Source organism: Nonomuraea sp. NPDC003754 (genome assembly GCF_053605785.1).
This window is the reverse complement of the sequence record NZ_JBSGJX010000048.1, coordinates 1-14,448: the sequence shown is the minus strand read 5'-3', so window position 1 is coordinate 14,448 and position 14,448 is coordinate 1. Positions and strand designations below refer to the sequence as shown.

Genomic DNA, 14,448 nt, shown 5'->3' with positions numbered 1-14,448 from the left:
GTGTGCGGGGTGCGTTGACGATGCACCGGCGGCTTCGGCCCGTGTTCGGCGGTGCGGACAATTCCGCGCGCCCGCCTCCGTCCTGGCGAACAGGTCATCAGTCGGCCCGCCGCCCGACCGCGTCGCGGAGCGCGTCGGCGAGCAGGTTGAGCGCCAGCACGGTGAGGACGATGCAGCCGCCGACCGGATAGACCAGCCACCAGTAGTCGGCGGAGATGAAGGTGACGCCGCTGGCCAGCTGGCTGCCCCAGTCGGCGGTGGGGTAGGTCAGGCCGAAGCCCAGGAAGCCCAGGGCGGCCACGACCAGGACGGCGTCGGCGACCTGGAAAGTGATGGTGACGATGATGACGCCGAGCGCGTTCGGGATCAGGTGGGTGAGGATGGTCCGCCGGCGGGAGGCGCCCATCAGCTTGGCGGCCAGCACGAACTCCCTCACCCGCAGGGTCAGCACCTCGCCGCGCACCAGCCGGGCGGAGACGAGCCAGGAGAACCCGCCGATGACGAGGCTCAGCGACAGCGCGTCGGCGTGGAAGCGGGCCGACAGGATCAGCACGAAGAACAGGAACGGGATCGACAACATGACGTCGACCAGCCGCATCATGAACCCGTCGACCACGCCCCCTGCCAGCCCCGCCACGGCCCCGTAGACGGTGCCGATCGTGGTGGCGACAAGCGCGGACAGCAGCCCGATCTGCAGCGACACCTGGCCGCCGGACATCAGCCGGCCGAGTACGTCGAAGCCGTTGGTGTCGGTCCCGAGCGGGTAGCCGGGGCCGGGCGGCAGCGCCGCGTTGACCAGGTCCACGTCGGTCTGGTTGGTCTGGTAGAACAGCGGCCCGAGGAAGCAGAACCCGGCGATGAGCAGCAGGAGCAGCCCGCCGGCCAGGCCGAGCGGATGCCGGCGCAGCCCGCGCAGGACCGACCGGGTCGAGACCCGGCTTCTGTCCGCCGACGTCTCGGCCTCGGGGGATGGAACGGCGGTCAGGTCTGGTGCGGTCATGCGCTCAGCTCGATTCGGCGGTCGGCGGCCGCCACCGCGACGTCGGCGATGAAGTTGCCGGCCACGGTCAGGACGCCGCCGATGAGGGTGTAGGCCAGGAGCACCGGGTAGTCCTCGCGCTGCAGGCTGTTGAGGAACAGCAGGCCCAGGCCGGGATAGTTGAAGAGCGACTCGACGATCAGGTTGCCCGCCAGCAGCGTGGGGACGAGCGTGCCGACCAGCATGACCAGCGGCAGGCAGGCGTTGCGCAGCAGGTGGCGGGTGAGGATCAGCCGCTCGGGCAGGCCCTTGGCGCGCGCGACTCGCACGTAGTCCTGGCCGAGCTGGTCGAGGGCGGCGGAACGCTGGTACTGCGCGAAGACCGCAACGCTGGTGACGGCGAGGGTGATGACCGGCAGCGCCATCGCCCGCGGATCGGTGAAGACGACCCACGGCGAGTGCGACTGCGACGCCTCCGCCGGGAAGATCGGGATCGTCTGGCTGAAGACGGCGATCAGCAGCAGCCCGAGCAGGAACGACGGCGTCGCGTAGAGCACATACGACGCCGCGGTGGCGACCCGGTCGACGAGGCTGTTGCGCCGGACCGCCTGCAGGATGCCGAGCGGGACCGCGACAAGCAGCGCCAGCACCAGCCCGGCCAGCGACAGCATCGCGCTGCGGCCGGCGTTCCGCGCCAGCAGCGCGCCCACGTTCTCGTTCAGCTTGTACGACCGGCCCAGGTCGCCCTGGAGCAGCTGGCCGAGGTAGCTGATGTACTGCACGACGACCGGGCGGTCGAAGCCGTGCTCCCGGTTGAAGGCCGCCACGGCCTCCGGCGAGGCGCGCTGCCCGAGGACGACACGTCCCGGGCTGTCCGACACCAGGTGCAGCATGAGGAAGACGACCGCGGAGATCCCGAGCAGGACGAGGAGCGAGACCGCCAGGCGGCGGAGCACGTACCAGGTCATGAGCGAGACTCCGCTCGGCGCAGTGGGTGGTGGCAGGCGACGTGGTGGGTGCCGGTGACCGGTGTCAAGGGGGGCTCCTTCTGGGCGCACAACTCGGTCGCCAGGGCGCACCGGGTGCGGAACCGGCAGCCGCTGGGCGGGTCGATGGGGCTTGGCAGCTCGCCGCGCACCCTCGCGGCCGCAGGGGGTCGCGGCGCATCGGGGTCGGCCTCAGGGATCGCGGCCAGCAGCCCCGCGGTGTAGGGGTGCGCGGCTGAGCCGTACACCTCTTCGGTGGTGCCGGTCTCGACCAGCTTGCCCAGGTACATGACGCCGACGCGGTCGGCCAGGTACCGCACCACCGCGAGGTCGTGCGAGATCACCACGCTGCTGAGCCCGCGCTCGAGCTGGATGCGGCGCATCAGGTTGAGGACCTGCGAGCGGATGGAGACGTCCAGGGCGCTGACCGGTTCGTCGGCGACCAGCACCTTCGGGTCCAGGGCGAGCGCGCGGGCCAGGCCCACCCGCTGCCGCTGCCCGCCGGACAGCTCGTAGGGGTAGCGCTCCAGCATGCTCGCCGGCAGGCCCACGTCCCGCAGGAGCTCGCGGGCGCGGGCGGTGCGCTGGGCGCGGGTGCCGATCCCCTGGATGGCCAGGGGTTCGCGCAGGATCGTGCCGATGCGCATGCGCGGGTCGAGGGAGGCGTTGGAGTCCTGGAACATCATCTGCAACTGGGTACGGCGGGGCCCCAGCGTCCGGGCGCTCATCCGGGTGACCGGTTCGCCGTCGAAGATCACCTCGCCGGAGGTGGGCCGGTCGAGAGCCACGAGCATGCGGCCCAGGGAGGACTTGCCGCAGCCCGACTCGCCGACGAGCCCGAAGGTCTCCCCCGCCGCCACCTCGAAGCTCACGCCTGAGACCGCCTTGACGGTGCGGCGGCCGCCGAACAGGCCGGCCCTGCCCGCCGGGTGCTCGCGCCGGAGGTCGACCACGCGCAGGCGCGGCTCCGTGACGACCGGCGCCGGGACGACCAGCCGCGCGCGGGCCCTGGCGGCCGTCCCGTCGGCGGGGTGCCAGCAGGCGTAGACGTGGCCGTCGGCCTCGGTCGCGGGCGTCGGGGGCTCCTGGCGGCACCGGTCGGTCGCGGCGGCGCAACGCGGCGCGAACGGGCAGCCCGCCTGGGCCACGGTCAGGTCCGGGGGCGCCCCGGGGATGCTGAAGAGCTCCTCGTTGCGGTCCTGCGTGAGCGACGGGATCGAGGAGAGCAGCGCCTGGGTGTAGCGGTGCCGTGTCCGGGCGAACAGCACGGGCGTCGGCCCGGTCTCGGCCACGCGCCCGGCGTACATCACCCCGACGCGGTCGGCATGCCGGGCGATCACCCCCATGTCGTGGGTGACCAGGATCATCGACATGCCCAGCCGGGACCTGAGGTCGTCGAGGAGGTCGAGGATCTCCGCCTGGATGGTGACGTCGAGCGCGGTGGTCGGCTCGTCGGCGATGACGAGCCGGGGCTCGCAGACCAGCGCCATCGCGATCATCACGCGCTGCCGCATGCCGCCGGAGAGCTGGTGCGGGAAGTCGTCCAGCCGCTCGGCCGGCCGCGGCAGCCCCACGAGGGCCAGCATCTCCTCGGCGCGGGCGCGCGCCTCCCGCTTCGAGGCGCCGCGGTGCAGCCGAACCGGCTCGGCGACCTGCTCGCCGATGCGCTTGGTGGGGTTCAGCGCGGTCATCGAGTCCTGGAAGACCATCGCCACGTCGTTGCCCCTGATCGCGCGGTACTGCGCGGCGGGCAGCCCGACGAGCTCCCTGCCGTCCAGGTCGATCGAGCCGGCGGTGACCCGGCCGCCGGCCGGCAGCATGCCCATGATCGCCAGACCGGTCATCGACTTGCCGGACCCGGTCTCGCCGACGATCCCCAGCGTCTCGCCTCGGTCGAGCGTCAGGCTGACGCCGGAGACGGGGCGGACGACCCGATCGCCCCGCCGGATCTCGACCGACAGGTCACGGATCGTCAGCACGCGGCCGCCATCCGCCTTCGTGGAATCATCGGCCGTGCTCAAGGCAGTGCTCAAGGCAGTGCTCTCCCAATCCATTCGACGATAGTGGGACCCGATCCCCCTGGTGGTGTTCGTCACGTCGATCGAACCTTGAAGCCCGCGTTCGTCCACCGGGACGAACTGATCGCCGCGAGCCGTCGCGGCGGGGCGGGAATCGTGAACGGCCAGGCGTTCTGTCCCGCCGGTCGCGTACCGAACCTCGCGGGACAGAACAGCCAGGCGTTCAGGACGGCGCGCGCCGGTCGGCCCGGCCGGTGTGCAGGTAGAGGGCGCGCCCCTGCCCGTCGTCCCCGAGGAAGGCGAGCGGCGCGCGGACGCCCCGCTCGGGTTCGGTCGGGAGCACCGAGTCGCCGCGCCAGGCGACCAGTTCGGTGCGGTACGGCGCCTCGTCCAGGTCGGCGGTGACGCCAAGGGGTACGCGGTCCAGCCACAGCCGCCCTTCGGCGTCCCGGCTCACCGTGGTCCGCGAGGTGCTCGACAGGTAGGTACCGGCGTAGCGGGCGGCGTTCAACGGGGGCGCGGCCGGGTCCGGCCGGGGCGCCTCGCCCGGCTCGACGCCGGCGAGTTCGCCGAGCACGCGCCCGGCGAGCTCGCGGAAGACCGGCTTCGGTGAGCCGCCGTTGGTGAGGATCACCAGCGCCACGTCGCGCTCCGGGACCACGCGCAGGAACGCCGACTGGCCGATGGTGTTGCCGTCGTGGCCGAAGACCGCCCGGTCGGGGCGGTGGAAGAGCTCCCAGCCGAGGCCCCAGCCGGTGCCCTGGTCGAGATCCGGCTGGGTGACCTGCGGCTGCCGCATCGCCCGGACGCTCTCCTGGCTGAGCACGGCGCGGCCGTCCGGCCCCAGGCCGCCGGCCAGGTGCATGCGGGCGAAGGCCAGCAGGTCGCGGGCGCGCATCGCCAGCATCGAGCCGGCCGGCGCGTTCGATCGGGCCAGCGCCCAGACGCGGGTGGGTTCGAGCGGGCCACCGGGCTCCTGCTCGATGTGCCCGACCGCGGCGCGGTGGAGGATCGCGTCGTACGGGTCGTTCGCGGCGTGCGTCAGGCCCAGAGGCTCGAACAGGTGCGCCCGCATGCAGTCGTCGAACGGCCTGCCCCGGACGACCTCGACGATCCGGCCCAGCACGCAGAAGCCGGCGTTGTTGTAGGAGAACATCTCCCCGGGCTCGAACAGCTGCGGCACCTCGCGCAGGAGGTCGACGTACCTCTCGAGGCAGTCGTCGCCCTTGCCGGTGTCGGTGAAGATGTCGCCTTCGAAGCCCGCGACGTGACACATCAGCTGCCGTACGGTGATCCGCGCGGCCGCGCGCTCGTCGGCGATCACGAAGCCGGGCAGGTAGGCCCGCACCGGCGCGTCGAGGTCGAGCCTGCCCTCGTCGACCAGTTGCATGGCCAACGTCGTGGTCAGCACCTTGGTGATCGAGCCGATCTGGAAGAGCGAGTCGGCCGTGGCCTCGACGCCCGTGACGGTGTTGAGCAGCCCGGCCGCGGCGTCGGCCGTCCCGTCGCCGGCGCAGACCGCCACCGCCGCCCCTGGTACCTGGTTCTCCGCGAGCAGATCCGGCAGCCGGTGCCGCAACCACGCAGCGATCTCATCCAGTTTCGACACCGATTTCCCCTCTGGCTCGTTTCCGGGGGAGCATAGGGGCGGCGGACACGGTGGTGTTCGTCAGGTCGCACCACTGGCGGCCCGCCCGTTCGTGGGCTCGGCCAAGCGTCTTCCGGACTGCCGGGCTTCAGCGCCCGCCCGAGGCCGTGATCTCGCGCTTGAGCCGTATCCAGTCCTTGGGAGAGTTGACCGCCACGGCGCCCGTCGCCACGCCCCGCCGGGTGAAGGCCACCGCGAACCGGTCCTCCTCGAGCGCTCCCGCGACGATCTGTGCCTCGTCCGCCAGGTGCGGGAGACCCGCGGTCTGGATCCTGGCGCCGTGCACGTGCGTGGCGAAGGACGGCACCTCGAGATAGGGCCTGGCGTCCTGCCGGCCGGCCAGGAGGTTCTTGGCGGCCACCCCGCCCTGGTCGTTGGCATTGGACCAGTGCTCCACGCGGACCAGCTCTCCGTCGTACATCTCGTGCGGCCAGCGGGCCACGTCGCCGGCCGCCACGATGTCGTCATGGCCGCGGGCGAAGAGCGTGGCGTCGCAGAGCAAGCCGTCGTCGAGCGCCAGTCCGCTGCCCTCCAGCCACTCGGTGTTGGGCGTCACGCCCGCCGCGGCCACCACGAGGTCCGCGGGAATGTTCCTGCCGTCCGTCAGCGTGACACCGGTCACCCGTTTCGTTCCCCGCACGCCGGACACCCGCACGCCTGAGATCAGCTCGACGCCGTTGCGCTCGTGATGCGCCGCCAACCACTGTCCCGTCGCCGTCCCCAGAGTGCGGCTCATCGGGTACGGCCCCGCGTCGACGACGGTCACCTTCACCCCCAGCCCGCGGGCGGTTGAGGCGACTTCTCCCCCGATGAACCCGCCACCGATGATCACCAGATGCTCGGCGCCGGACTCCAGTTCCGCCCGCAGGGCCAGCGCGTCCTCGATGGTGCGGAGCGTGTGCACTCCGTCGAGCGGCCCAGGAACGCTTCGCGGTCTCGCGCCTGTGGCGATGACCAGACCGTCGTAGCCCACCTCGGAGCCGTCGTCGAGAAGGACCGTCTTGTCGGTGGTGCGCAGCCGTACCGCCTGCCGGCCGCGCAGCCAGTGGTCGTCCAGCTCCTCCGCGCCGGGCAACGAGACGTCGTCGTCCCCGCGAAGGACGCTCTTGGACAGCGGCGGGCGGTTGTAGGGCGTGTGCTTCTCCGCGCCGATCAGCGTGATGTCCCCGTCGAATCCTTCTCGCCGGAGACTCTGGACCGCGCGGAGCCCCGCGAGGGAGGCGCCGACGACGACAACTCTTCGTAGGTTTCTCATGGCCGACAACATACCCAAGGGGGGTATATGCAGACGATGTGATCTTCGTCTCATATACCCTCACCCGGTATGGGTTGCGTCTTCGACCGCGAGCGCATATGGTGCAGCATGCCGATACCCACTAGGGGTATCTGAGGAGAGGGTGAAAGCGATGACCACCAGTACGTTCGTTGTATCCGGAATGACCTGCGGACACTGCGTCGGCACGGTGAAGTCCGAGGTTGGCAAGGTCTCCGGAGTGTCCGCCGTCGACGTCGAGCTTGCCTCCGGCAAGGTGACCGTGACCGCCGACGGACCCGTCGACGAGGCCAGGGTGAGGGAGGCGGTCGAAGAGGCGGGATACGAGCTCGTCGGTAGCTGACTCGACCAAGCTCCCACCAGGCCGGTGCGCAGGCGGCGCGCCGGCCTGTTGTCATGTCCGAGCGCCGGCGCCCTTCCTCCTGTCGCCGGTAGGGCCGGAGCCGGTCCGCGCGGGCGACAGATGACCGGAAGGGTGCCCACGGCTTGCCCACCACGGATCCCGACCGAATGTCAGCCTGATGGACGAGCCACGATAGTAGGCGATCGATGCCCGTCTTCCCTCAGACAACCTGGCGAACCCGGCGAAATGGCTGCGCCACTTCTGTACCATTTCGGCCACGGCTACGCGAGTACGAGGGAGCATCGTAGTGGTGAAGTTGAGGTCGGCGGCTGTCGTGCTTGCTCTGGCCGCCCCGATCTCCGTACAGGGAGGCGCCCTCGCCGCGCCACCGCCCACCATTCCTGAGGCCCGAGCCCGGCTCGTGAAGCTCAACGAGCGCGCTGATCAGATGGTCGAGAAGTACAACCAGGCCACGGAGACGCACCGGAAGGCCAAGAAGAAGTACGACTCCCTCAACGCCGGCCTCAAGGCGAAGGGAGCGCGCGTCGACGCCCTGCGCCAGAGCCTCGTCACGGTTGCGGTCAACCGCTACCAGTACGGCGACCCGACCGGCTGGGGGCATCTCTTCGTCCAGGGCGAACCACAGGCGATGCTGGGATCGCTCGCCTCGATCGAGCAGATGGCACAGACCAGCACAGCGGAGCTGGCCGCCTTCGAGGCGGCCACGAAGGAGCTGCGTGAGCAGCGGGTCGCCGCCAAGACCGCCCTGACCGAGGCGGACGCCGCGCGTGACCGCGTTCGCGGCGAGAAGGCGAAAGTCGACAACCTGGTCCGCGACCAGACCAAGCTCCTGCGCAGACTGGGCGCCTTCAAACAGGGCAACCCCACCAGCACGGGCGTCACGTACACCGGCTCCGCCTCGGGGAACGCGCGCCTGGCCCTCCAGTTCGCCTACGCGCAGATCGGCAAGCCGTACCGATACGGCGCCACCGGCCCCGGTTCCTACGACTGCTCCGGCTTCACCCAGGCGAGCTGGCGGGTGGCGGGAGTAGAACTGCCCCGCACCACCTGGGACCAGTGGAGCTGGGGTGCCGATCGCCGCGTGTCCCTGGACGAGCTGCAACCGGGAGATCTCCTCTTCAGCAAGGGCCTGGGCCATATGGGCATGTACGCCGGCAACGGAAAGATGGTCCACGCGCCCCAGACCGGGGACGTCGTCAAGGTCGTCGACCTGGACGACTACTGGCGCAACCGCCTGCTCGGAGCGGTGCGTCCTTGACGCGGCGCCACCGGGCGGCCGCGGCCAGGCGCCTCTGTCCTGCGCGTGTCCCCAGGGTCGTGCCTGAGGACGCCGGCATGGCCGGAGACGCCATTGTCTCCGGCCATGTCGGGGGTTCTTCTCCTCCTCGCCGCCGCCCTACTTGAAGCCGCGCAGCCTGAGGCTGTTGCTCACCACGAAGACGCTGGAGAACGCCATCGCGGCACCGGCGATCATCGGGTTCAGCAGCCCCATCGCGGCCAGCGGCAGGGCGGCCACGTTGTAGGCGAACGCCCAGAACAGGTTGCCCTTGATGGTGCGGAGCGTCCGGCGGGACAGCCGGATGGCGTCCGCGGCCACCCGCAGGTCGCCCCTGACGAGGGTGAGGTCGGAGGCCTCGATGGCGGCGTCGGTGCCGGTGCCCATCGCCAGGCCCAGGTCGGCCTGGGCGAGGGCGGCGGCGTCGTTGACCCCGTCGCCCACCATGGCGACCGTCCGGCCCTCGGCCTGCAGTTCCTTGACGACGTCCACCTTGTCCTTGGGCAGCACCTCGGCGATCACCTCGTCGATCCCGACCTCGGCCGCGACGGTCCTGGCGACCGCCTCGTTGTCGCCGGTGAGCAGCACCGGGGTGAGACCGAGCGCGCGCAGCTGCCGGATGGCCTCGGCGGAGGTGGGCTTGACCACGTCCGCCACTTCCAGCACCGCGCGTGCCTTGCCGTCCCAGCCGACCGCGACCGCCGTACGGCCGGCGGCCTGGGCCGCCTCCAGCGCACGCTCGAGATCGACGGGCAGGTGCTGGGACCATTCGGCCAGCAGCTTGGGCCGGCCGACGAGGACGGCGTGCCCGTCGACGATGCCCTGGACGCCGAGGCCTTCGATGTTGGCGAAGTCCTCCGGGGTGGGCAGGCTGCCCACCTTGTCGGCGGCGCCGCGTGCGACGGCCTGGGCGATGGGGTGCTCGGAGGCGTGCTCCAGCGCGCCTGCCAGGCGCAGGACCTCGTCGGCGTCCTCGCCGTCGGCCACGTGCGTGGCGACCAGCGTCATCCTGCCCTCGGTGACGGTGCCGGTCTTGTCCAGCACCACGGTGTCGACCTTGCGGGTGGATTCCAGCACCTCCGGCCCCTTGATCAGGATGCCGAGCTGCGCGCCCCTGCCCGTGCCGACCAGCAGGGCCGTCGGCGTGGCCAGGCCCAGCGCGCACGGGCAGGCGATGATCAGCACCGCGACCGCGGCGGTGAAGGCCGCGCCCGCGCCGCCGCCGGTGCCCAGCCAGAAGCCCAGCGTGCCCAGGGCCAAGGCGATGACGATGGGGACGAAGATGCCCGAGATGCGGTCGGCCAGCCGCTGGACCTGCGCCTTGCCGGTCTGCGCGTCCTCGACCAGCTTGGCCATCTGGGCCAGCTGGGTGTCGGCCCCGATCCGGGTGGCGCGCACGACCAGGCGACCACCCGCGTTGACGGTCGCGCCGGTGACCGCGTCGCCCGGCCGCACCTCCACCGGGACCGACTCGCCGGTCAGCATGGAGGCGTCGACCGCGCTCGAGCCCTCCTCGACCACGCCGTCGGTGGCGATCTTCTCGCCCGGCCGCACCACGAACCGGTCTCCCACCGCCAACTGGCCGGTGGGGATGCGGACCTCGACGCCGTCGCGGAGGACGGCCACGTCCTTGGCGCCCAGTTCCAGCAGCGCCCGCAGCGCGGCGCCCGCCCGGCGCTTCGACCGGGCCTCGAAGTAGCGCCCCGCCAGGATGAACGCCGTCACGCCCGCCGCGGCCTCGAGGTAGATGTTGCCCGAGCCGTCGGTCCTGGCGATGGTGAACTCGAACGGGTGGGTCATGCCGGGGGTGCCGGCCGTACCGAAGAACAGCGCCCACAGCGACCAGCCCAGCGCGGCGAGCGTGCCCAGGGAGACCAGCGTGTCCATGGTCGCCGCGCCGTGGCGCAGGTTGGTCCACGCGGCCTTGTGGAACGGCCAGCCGGCGTAGACGACGACCGGCGCGGCCAGCGTCAGCGACAGCCACTGCCAGTTGGTGAACTGCAGCGGCGGGATCATCGCCATCGCGATCACCGGGATGCTCAGCGCCAGCGAGGTGAACAGCCGGTTGCGCAGCGGACGCAGCTCGTCCTCGGGCTCGGCTTCGGGGGCCGACTCGGCACGCGGCGGCGCGGGGAGCGCGGCGGTGTAGCCCGCCGACTCCACCGTGGCGATCAGCTCCTGCGGGTCCACTCCCTCAGGAAAGGTGACCTTCGCCTTCTCCGTCGCGTAGTTGACCGTCGCGGTCACGCCCTCGAGCTTGTTCAGCTTCCGCTCGATCCGGTTGGCGCAGGACGCGCAGGTCATGCCGCCGATCGATAGTTCGACCGAGCCTTGGGGCTTGTCGTCGGTGAGGGAGGACATCACCTCTCCTTTCTCAGGGTCCTGCGGATCAGTGCTTGTGGTCGCCGTGCCCGCCGGACTTCGCGGTGCTCGGCGTGGGCTTCGCGGTGGCGGTGGCGGTCTGCCCGGTGTTCACGGTGAAGTCGGCGGTGCGGACCTTGCCTTCGTGCTGGAAGTCCAGGAAGAGGCGGTAGTCGCCCCTGCTCGGCACCTCGGCGTAGAAGACGATCTCGGGGCCGGCCTTGGTCTTGCCGTCGCCGGGCTCGCCGTCGGGGTGCACGTGCAGGTAGGCCAGGTCGCTGCCGCGCAGGGCGACGAGGTGGCCGTAGGCGCCGAGGTAGGGCTGCAGGTCGGTGACCGGCTTGCCGTCCTTGTTCACCTTGAGGGTGAGCTTGCTCGCCTGGCCGGGGACCAGGTCGCCGTCCAAGGTGACGGTGTAGCCGTCCACGTCGGCCGTACGGCTGGCCGCCGGCAGCGCCTTGGGCGTGTAGTCGCCGGCCACGAGCAGATCCGCGCCGAGCGTCAGGGCGCTGCCGCCGGTGGGGGCGAAGTCGGCGAAGGCCCGGTAGGCGCCCGCCGCCGGCAGCGTCAGCTTCACCGACCAGACACCGTTGCCCGCCTCCACCGGGTGCAGGTGCTGGAAGCTGCCGAGGTCCCTGGAGACCACGATGAAGTGGAGCTTCTTGTCGTGCTGCACCTGGTAGTCGGTCACGGCGCCACCGTTCGGGCCCGTCACCGTGAACTGGAAGTCGGTCGGCTCGCCGGGCTTGATCGTGGTGGTGAGCGGGTTGAGCGTGTAACCGTTCTCGGACACTTGGAGCCCCCCGGGGGTATCTTCTGAAGCCGCCTCAGCGGGCTTGGCGTTCGTGGTGTGCGTTCCGCCGTCGTGTGCGCCTGTCGGCCGGCTGCTCGGGGTGTGGCCCGCGCCCTGGCTGTGGCTGTTCGCCTGGGGCGGCGCGCCGACCTCGCCGACCGCGTTGCCCACGCCCAGGGCCCCGCCGAAGACGACGGCAAGGCCCAGGACGTAGGCGCCGAGCTTGGCTGGAGTGTTCACTGGTTCGTCACTTCGTATCCGGCCGCCTCGACGGCGGCGACGATCTGGCCGGCCTCGACGGGCTGCTCGCTCTGGACGGTCAGCAGGCCGGTGGCCAGGTCCACCTCGACGCCTGTCACTCCCGTGACCTCGCTGACCTCTTCCTTGACCGAGCTGACGCAGTGGCCGCAGGTCATGCCCTTGACGGTGTAGGTGGCGGTGCTCATATCGATTCACTCCTTCAGGAACGGACGAGTCGTGCGATGGCGTCGGTGGCTTCCTTGACCTTGGCTTGCGCTTCGGGTCCGCCCTTGACGGTGGCCTCGGTGACGCAGTGGGCCAGGTGCTCTTCGAGGAGGGACAGAGCGAAGGACTGGAGGGCGCTGGTGGCGGCGGACACCTGCGTGAGGATGTCGATGCAGTACTTGTCGTCCTCGACCATCCGCTGCAGGCCTCTGGCCTGCCCTTCGATCCGGCGCAGCCGCCGGAGGTGGTCGTGCTTCGCGTCGGTGTAACCGGCCATCACCCGCTCCCCTCGCTCTGTCTCCTACGAGAACACCATACCCCCCTAGGGTATTTCAATGTCAAATTCGCGCGGGGTCGGGCTGCTCCTGCACGGCCGCCGGCCGGCGCATGAGCACCAGCGAAAGCAGCGCGCCGGCCACGGCGACGACCGCCGCCCCGATGAAGGCCGCCTGGAAACCCTCCGTGAGCTTGCCGAGGTCGCCCAGCTCACCGGCCCCCTGCGAGGTGGCGATGGCGGTCATGACCGCCAGGCCGAGAGCCGAGCCCACGTTGTAGGTGGTGTTGACGATGCCCGAGGCGAGACCGGCGTCCTCAGGACGCGCTCCCGACATCGCCGACATCATGGCCGGGATGTAGGCCAGCGACATGCCGACCGCGGCGATCAGGCTGGCAGGCAGCACGTCGGCGACGAAGGTGCCGTCAGGCCGGGCGAAGGACAGCCCCGCGACCCCCGCCGCCAGGACGAGCAGGCCGAGGACGATGAGCGGCTTGGCGCCGAAGCGGCCGAGCAGCCTCGCGGTGATCCCGATCATGAAGATCATGATGGCGACGGTCATCGGCAGCAACGCCGCGCCACTGGGGAAGGCGCCGTAGCCGAGCACCTGCTGCAGGTAGAGGTTCAGGAAGTACCACATCGGAATCCACGCCGCACCCAGCAGGGTCATCGCCAGGTTGGCGGTGGCCAGGCCCGGCGTCCGCCAGATCGACAGCGGCATCAGCGGCGCCTTCACCGTGCGCTGGATGACGAAGAACAGCGCGAGCAGTGCCGCACCGCCGAGGGCGACGGCCCAGTTCATGTCGACGATGGCGTAGACGACCAGAGCGACTCCCGCGGTGGCGGAGATGCCGCCGAGCACATCGACCGAGCCGCGCCTGCCGGGAGTGGCGGGAAGAAGGGCGGGGACGGCCAGCAGGGTGGCCACGCCGATCGGGATGTACACGATGAACACCCACGGCCAGCTGAGGTACTCGGTGATGACGCCGCCGAGGAAGACGCCGGCCGTACCGCCGGCCGGGGCGGCCGCGCCGTACAGGGACATGGCCTTGCCGAGCTCGCGCGGGTCGTGGCTGAAGAGCATCATCAGCAGCGTCATGGCCGCCGGGGCGATGAGCGCGCCACCGACACCCTGAACGGCTCGGCCGAGGATCTCGACCCACGCGCTGCTCGCGGCCGCGGCGACGACCGAACCGATGATCAGGATCGCCCAGCCCGCCGTGAAGATCTTGCGGGCGCCGAACAGATCGGACAGGCGACCGCCCAGCAGCAGCAGCCCGCCGAAGGCGACCACGTAGGCGTTGAACACCCACTGCAGGCCGCCCTGGGAGAAGCCGAGGTCGCGCTGCATGTCCGGCAGCGCCACTCCGATGATCGACGTGTCCATGATGACCATGAATTGCGCGGCGGCGAGCACGATGAGTGCCCACCACCGGCACGGATTTGCTGACATGACGCTCATTCCTATACCTGGTAGGGGTATGTGTCTTCGACGGCAGGGAACGTAACATACCCCCATGGGGTTTGCAAGAGACCGGGTTCCGCCGCCCGGCCGGAGGCGCAGACAGGCCAGGAGCGCCGCTGGTCCGCCGGTCACCGTTCCACGGCGCATTCCCCCCAGGGGCCAGCCAGAACCGCGGGATCCCGGACGGCGAGCTCGGCGAGTCGCCGCGGGTGGAGCACCTCGAACGGCAGAGCCGATGGCGGCCATGCCGCCCAGCCCCCCCATGCTCGACGAGAGGGCTGACCCGAGGAGGAGGGGCACGTCCGCGCGAGTCGGCGCCCCGTTCGGCTCCATCGGCGCCAGGACCGTGGAAAGGGGCTCCGGATCGACTCCCAAACCCCTTGCCACCTGCGACTTCCTCAATTGGCGGGCTGCTGTGACCCATGGAGGGAAGCCGGTCGAGTTGGTGCGCCTAGGGCCTGTACGGAGTTGAGATCAGCGGGATTCGCCTGTGCTTTGGTCTGCGATCGTGTAGGCCATCGACATGGCGCGTGGAGACCTCACTGA

At 70.8% G+C, this 14,448-nt stretch carries 12 protein-coding genes; 2 read left to right on the top strand and 10 right to left on the bottom strand.

The features are described from left to right. Positions 1–97: 97 nt before the first annotated feature. From ACWEVS_RS38815 to ACWEVS_RS38795, 5 genes are all read right to left on the bottom strand, one after another. Complete coding sequence (locus ACWEVS_RS38815) at positions 98–1,000, bottom strand: ABC transporter permease (RefSeq protein WP_452555752.1); 903 nt, start codon at positions 998–1,000, stop codon at positions 98–100. Beyond that, positions 997–1,947, bottom strand: coding sequence for an ABC transporter permease (locus tag ACWEVS_RS38810; protein ID WP_452555750.1), 951 nt, complete (start codon positions 1,945–1,947; stop codon positions 997–999). Before ACWEVS_RS38810 ends, ACWEVS_RS38815 begins: the two co-directional genes overlap by 4 nt. Continuing rightward, the gene (locus ACWEVS_RS38805) at positions 1,944–3,944 is read right to left on the bottom strand and encodes an ABC transporter ATP-binding protein (RefSeq protein WP_452555748.1); all 2,001 of its coding nucleotides are present in this window, start codon (positions 3,942–3,944) and stop codon (positions 1,944–1,946) included. The genes ACWEVS_RS38810 and ACWEVS_RS38805 overlap by 4 nt, the downstream gene beginning before the upstream one ends. A gap of 262 nt (positions 3,945–4,206) precedes the next feature. Further along, positions 4,207–5,592: a serine hydrolase domain-containing protein gene (locus tag ACWEVS_RS38800; RefSeq protein ID WP_452555746.1), complete on the bottom strand. Its 1,386-nt coding sequence runs from the start codon at positions 5,590–5,592 to the stop codon at positions 4,207–4,209. Positions 5,593–5,719: 127 nt separating this feature from the next. Beyond that, positions 5,720–6,886, bottom strand: a complete 1,167-nt coding sequence (locus ACWEVS_RS38795) for an NAD(P)/FAD-dependent oxidoreductase (RefSeq protein ID WP_452555744.1) — start codon at positions 6,884–6,886, stop codon at positions 5,720–5,722. 151 nt (positions 6,887–7,037) lie between these two features. Between ACWEVS_RS38795 and ACWEVS_RS38790 the strand changes: the two genes are divergently transcribed. Both ACWEVS_RS38790 and ACWEVS_RS38785 read left to right on the top strand, forming a co-directional pair. Beyond that, complete coding sequence (locus ACWEVS_RS38790) at positions 7,038–7,247, top strand: heavy-metal-associated domain-containing protein (protein WP_452414832.1); 210 nt, start codon at positions 7,038–7,040, stop codon at positions 7,245–7,247. Between the two features lie 307 nt (positions 7,248–7,554). Next, the gene (locus ACWEVS_RS38785) at positions 7,555–8,526 is read left to right on the top strand and encodes a C40 family peptidase (protein WP_452555742.1); all 972 of its coding nucleotides are present in this window, start codon (positions 7,555–7,557) and stop codon (positions 8,524–8,526) included. A gap of 138 nt (positions 8,527–8,664) precedes the next feature. Here ACWEVS_RS38785 and ACWEVS_RS38780 read toward each other — a convergent pair whose 3' ends face one another. The 5 genes from ACWEVS_RS38780 to ACWEVS_RS38760 form a co-directional block, all read right to left on the bottom strand. Continuing rightward, on the bottom strand, positions 8,665–10,905 hold the full coding sequence (locus tag ACWEVS_RS38780; protein WP_354908221.1) for a heavy metal translocating P-type ATPase: 2,241 nt from the start codon (positions 10,903–10,905) through the stop codon (positions 8,665–8,667). Positions 10,906–10,933: 28 nt separating this feature from the next. Next, complete coding sequence (locus ACWEVS_RS38775; protein ID WP_449919032.1) at positions 10,934–11,938, bottom strand: hypothetical protein; 1,005 nt, start codon at positions 11,936–11,938, stop codon at positions 10,934–10,936. Continuing rightward, positions 11,935–12,144: a heavy-metal-associated domain-containing protein gene (locus ACWEVS_RS38770; RefSeq protein ID WP_354908218.1), complete on the bottom strand. Its 210-nt coding sequence runs from the start codon at positions 12,142–12,144 to the stop codon at positions 11,935–11,937. Before ACWEVS_RS38770 ends, ACWEVS_RS38775 begins: the two co-directional genes overlap by 4 nt. A gap of 14 nt (positions 12,145–12,158) precedes the next feature. Then, the gene (locus tag ACWEVS_RS38765; RefSeq protein WP_449919027.1) at positions 12,159–12,440 is read right to left on the bottom strand and encodes a metal-sensitive transcriptional regulator; all 282 of its coding nucleotides are present in this window, start codon (positions 12,438–12,440) and stop codon (positions 12,159–12,161) included. Between the two features lie 61 nt (positions 12,441–12,501). Continuing rightward, positions 12,502–13,890, bottom strand: coding sequence for an MFS transporter (locus ACWEVS_RS38760; protein ID WP_452555740.1), 1,389 nt, complete (start codon positions 13,888–13,890; stop codon positions 12,502–12,504). Positions 13,891–14,448: the final 558 nt, after the last annotated feature.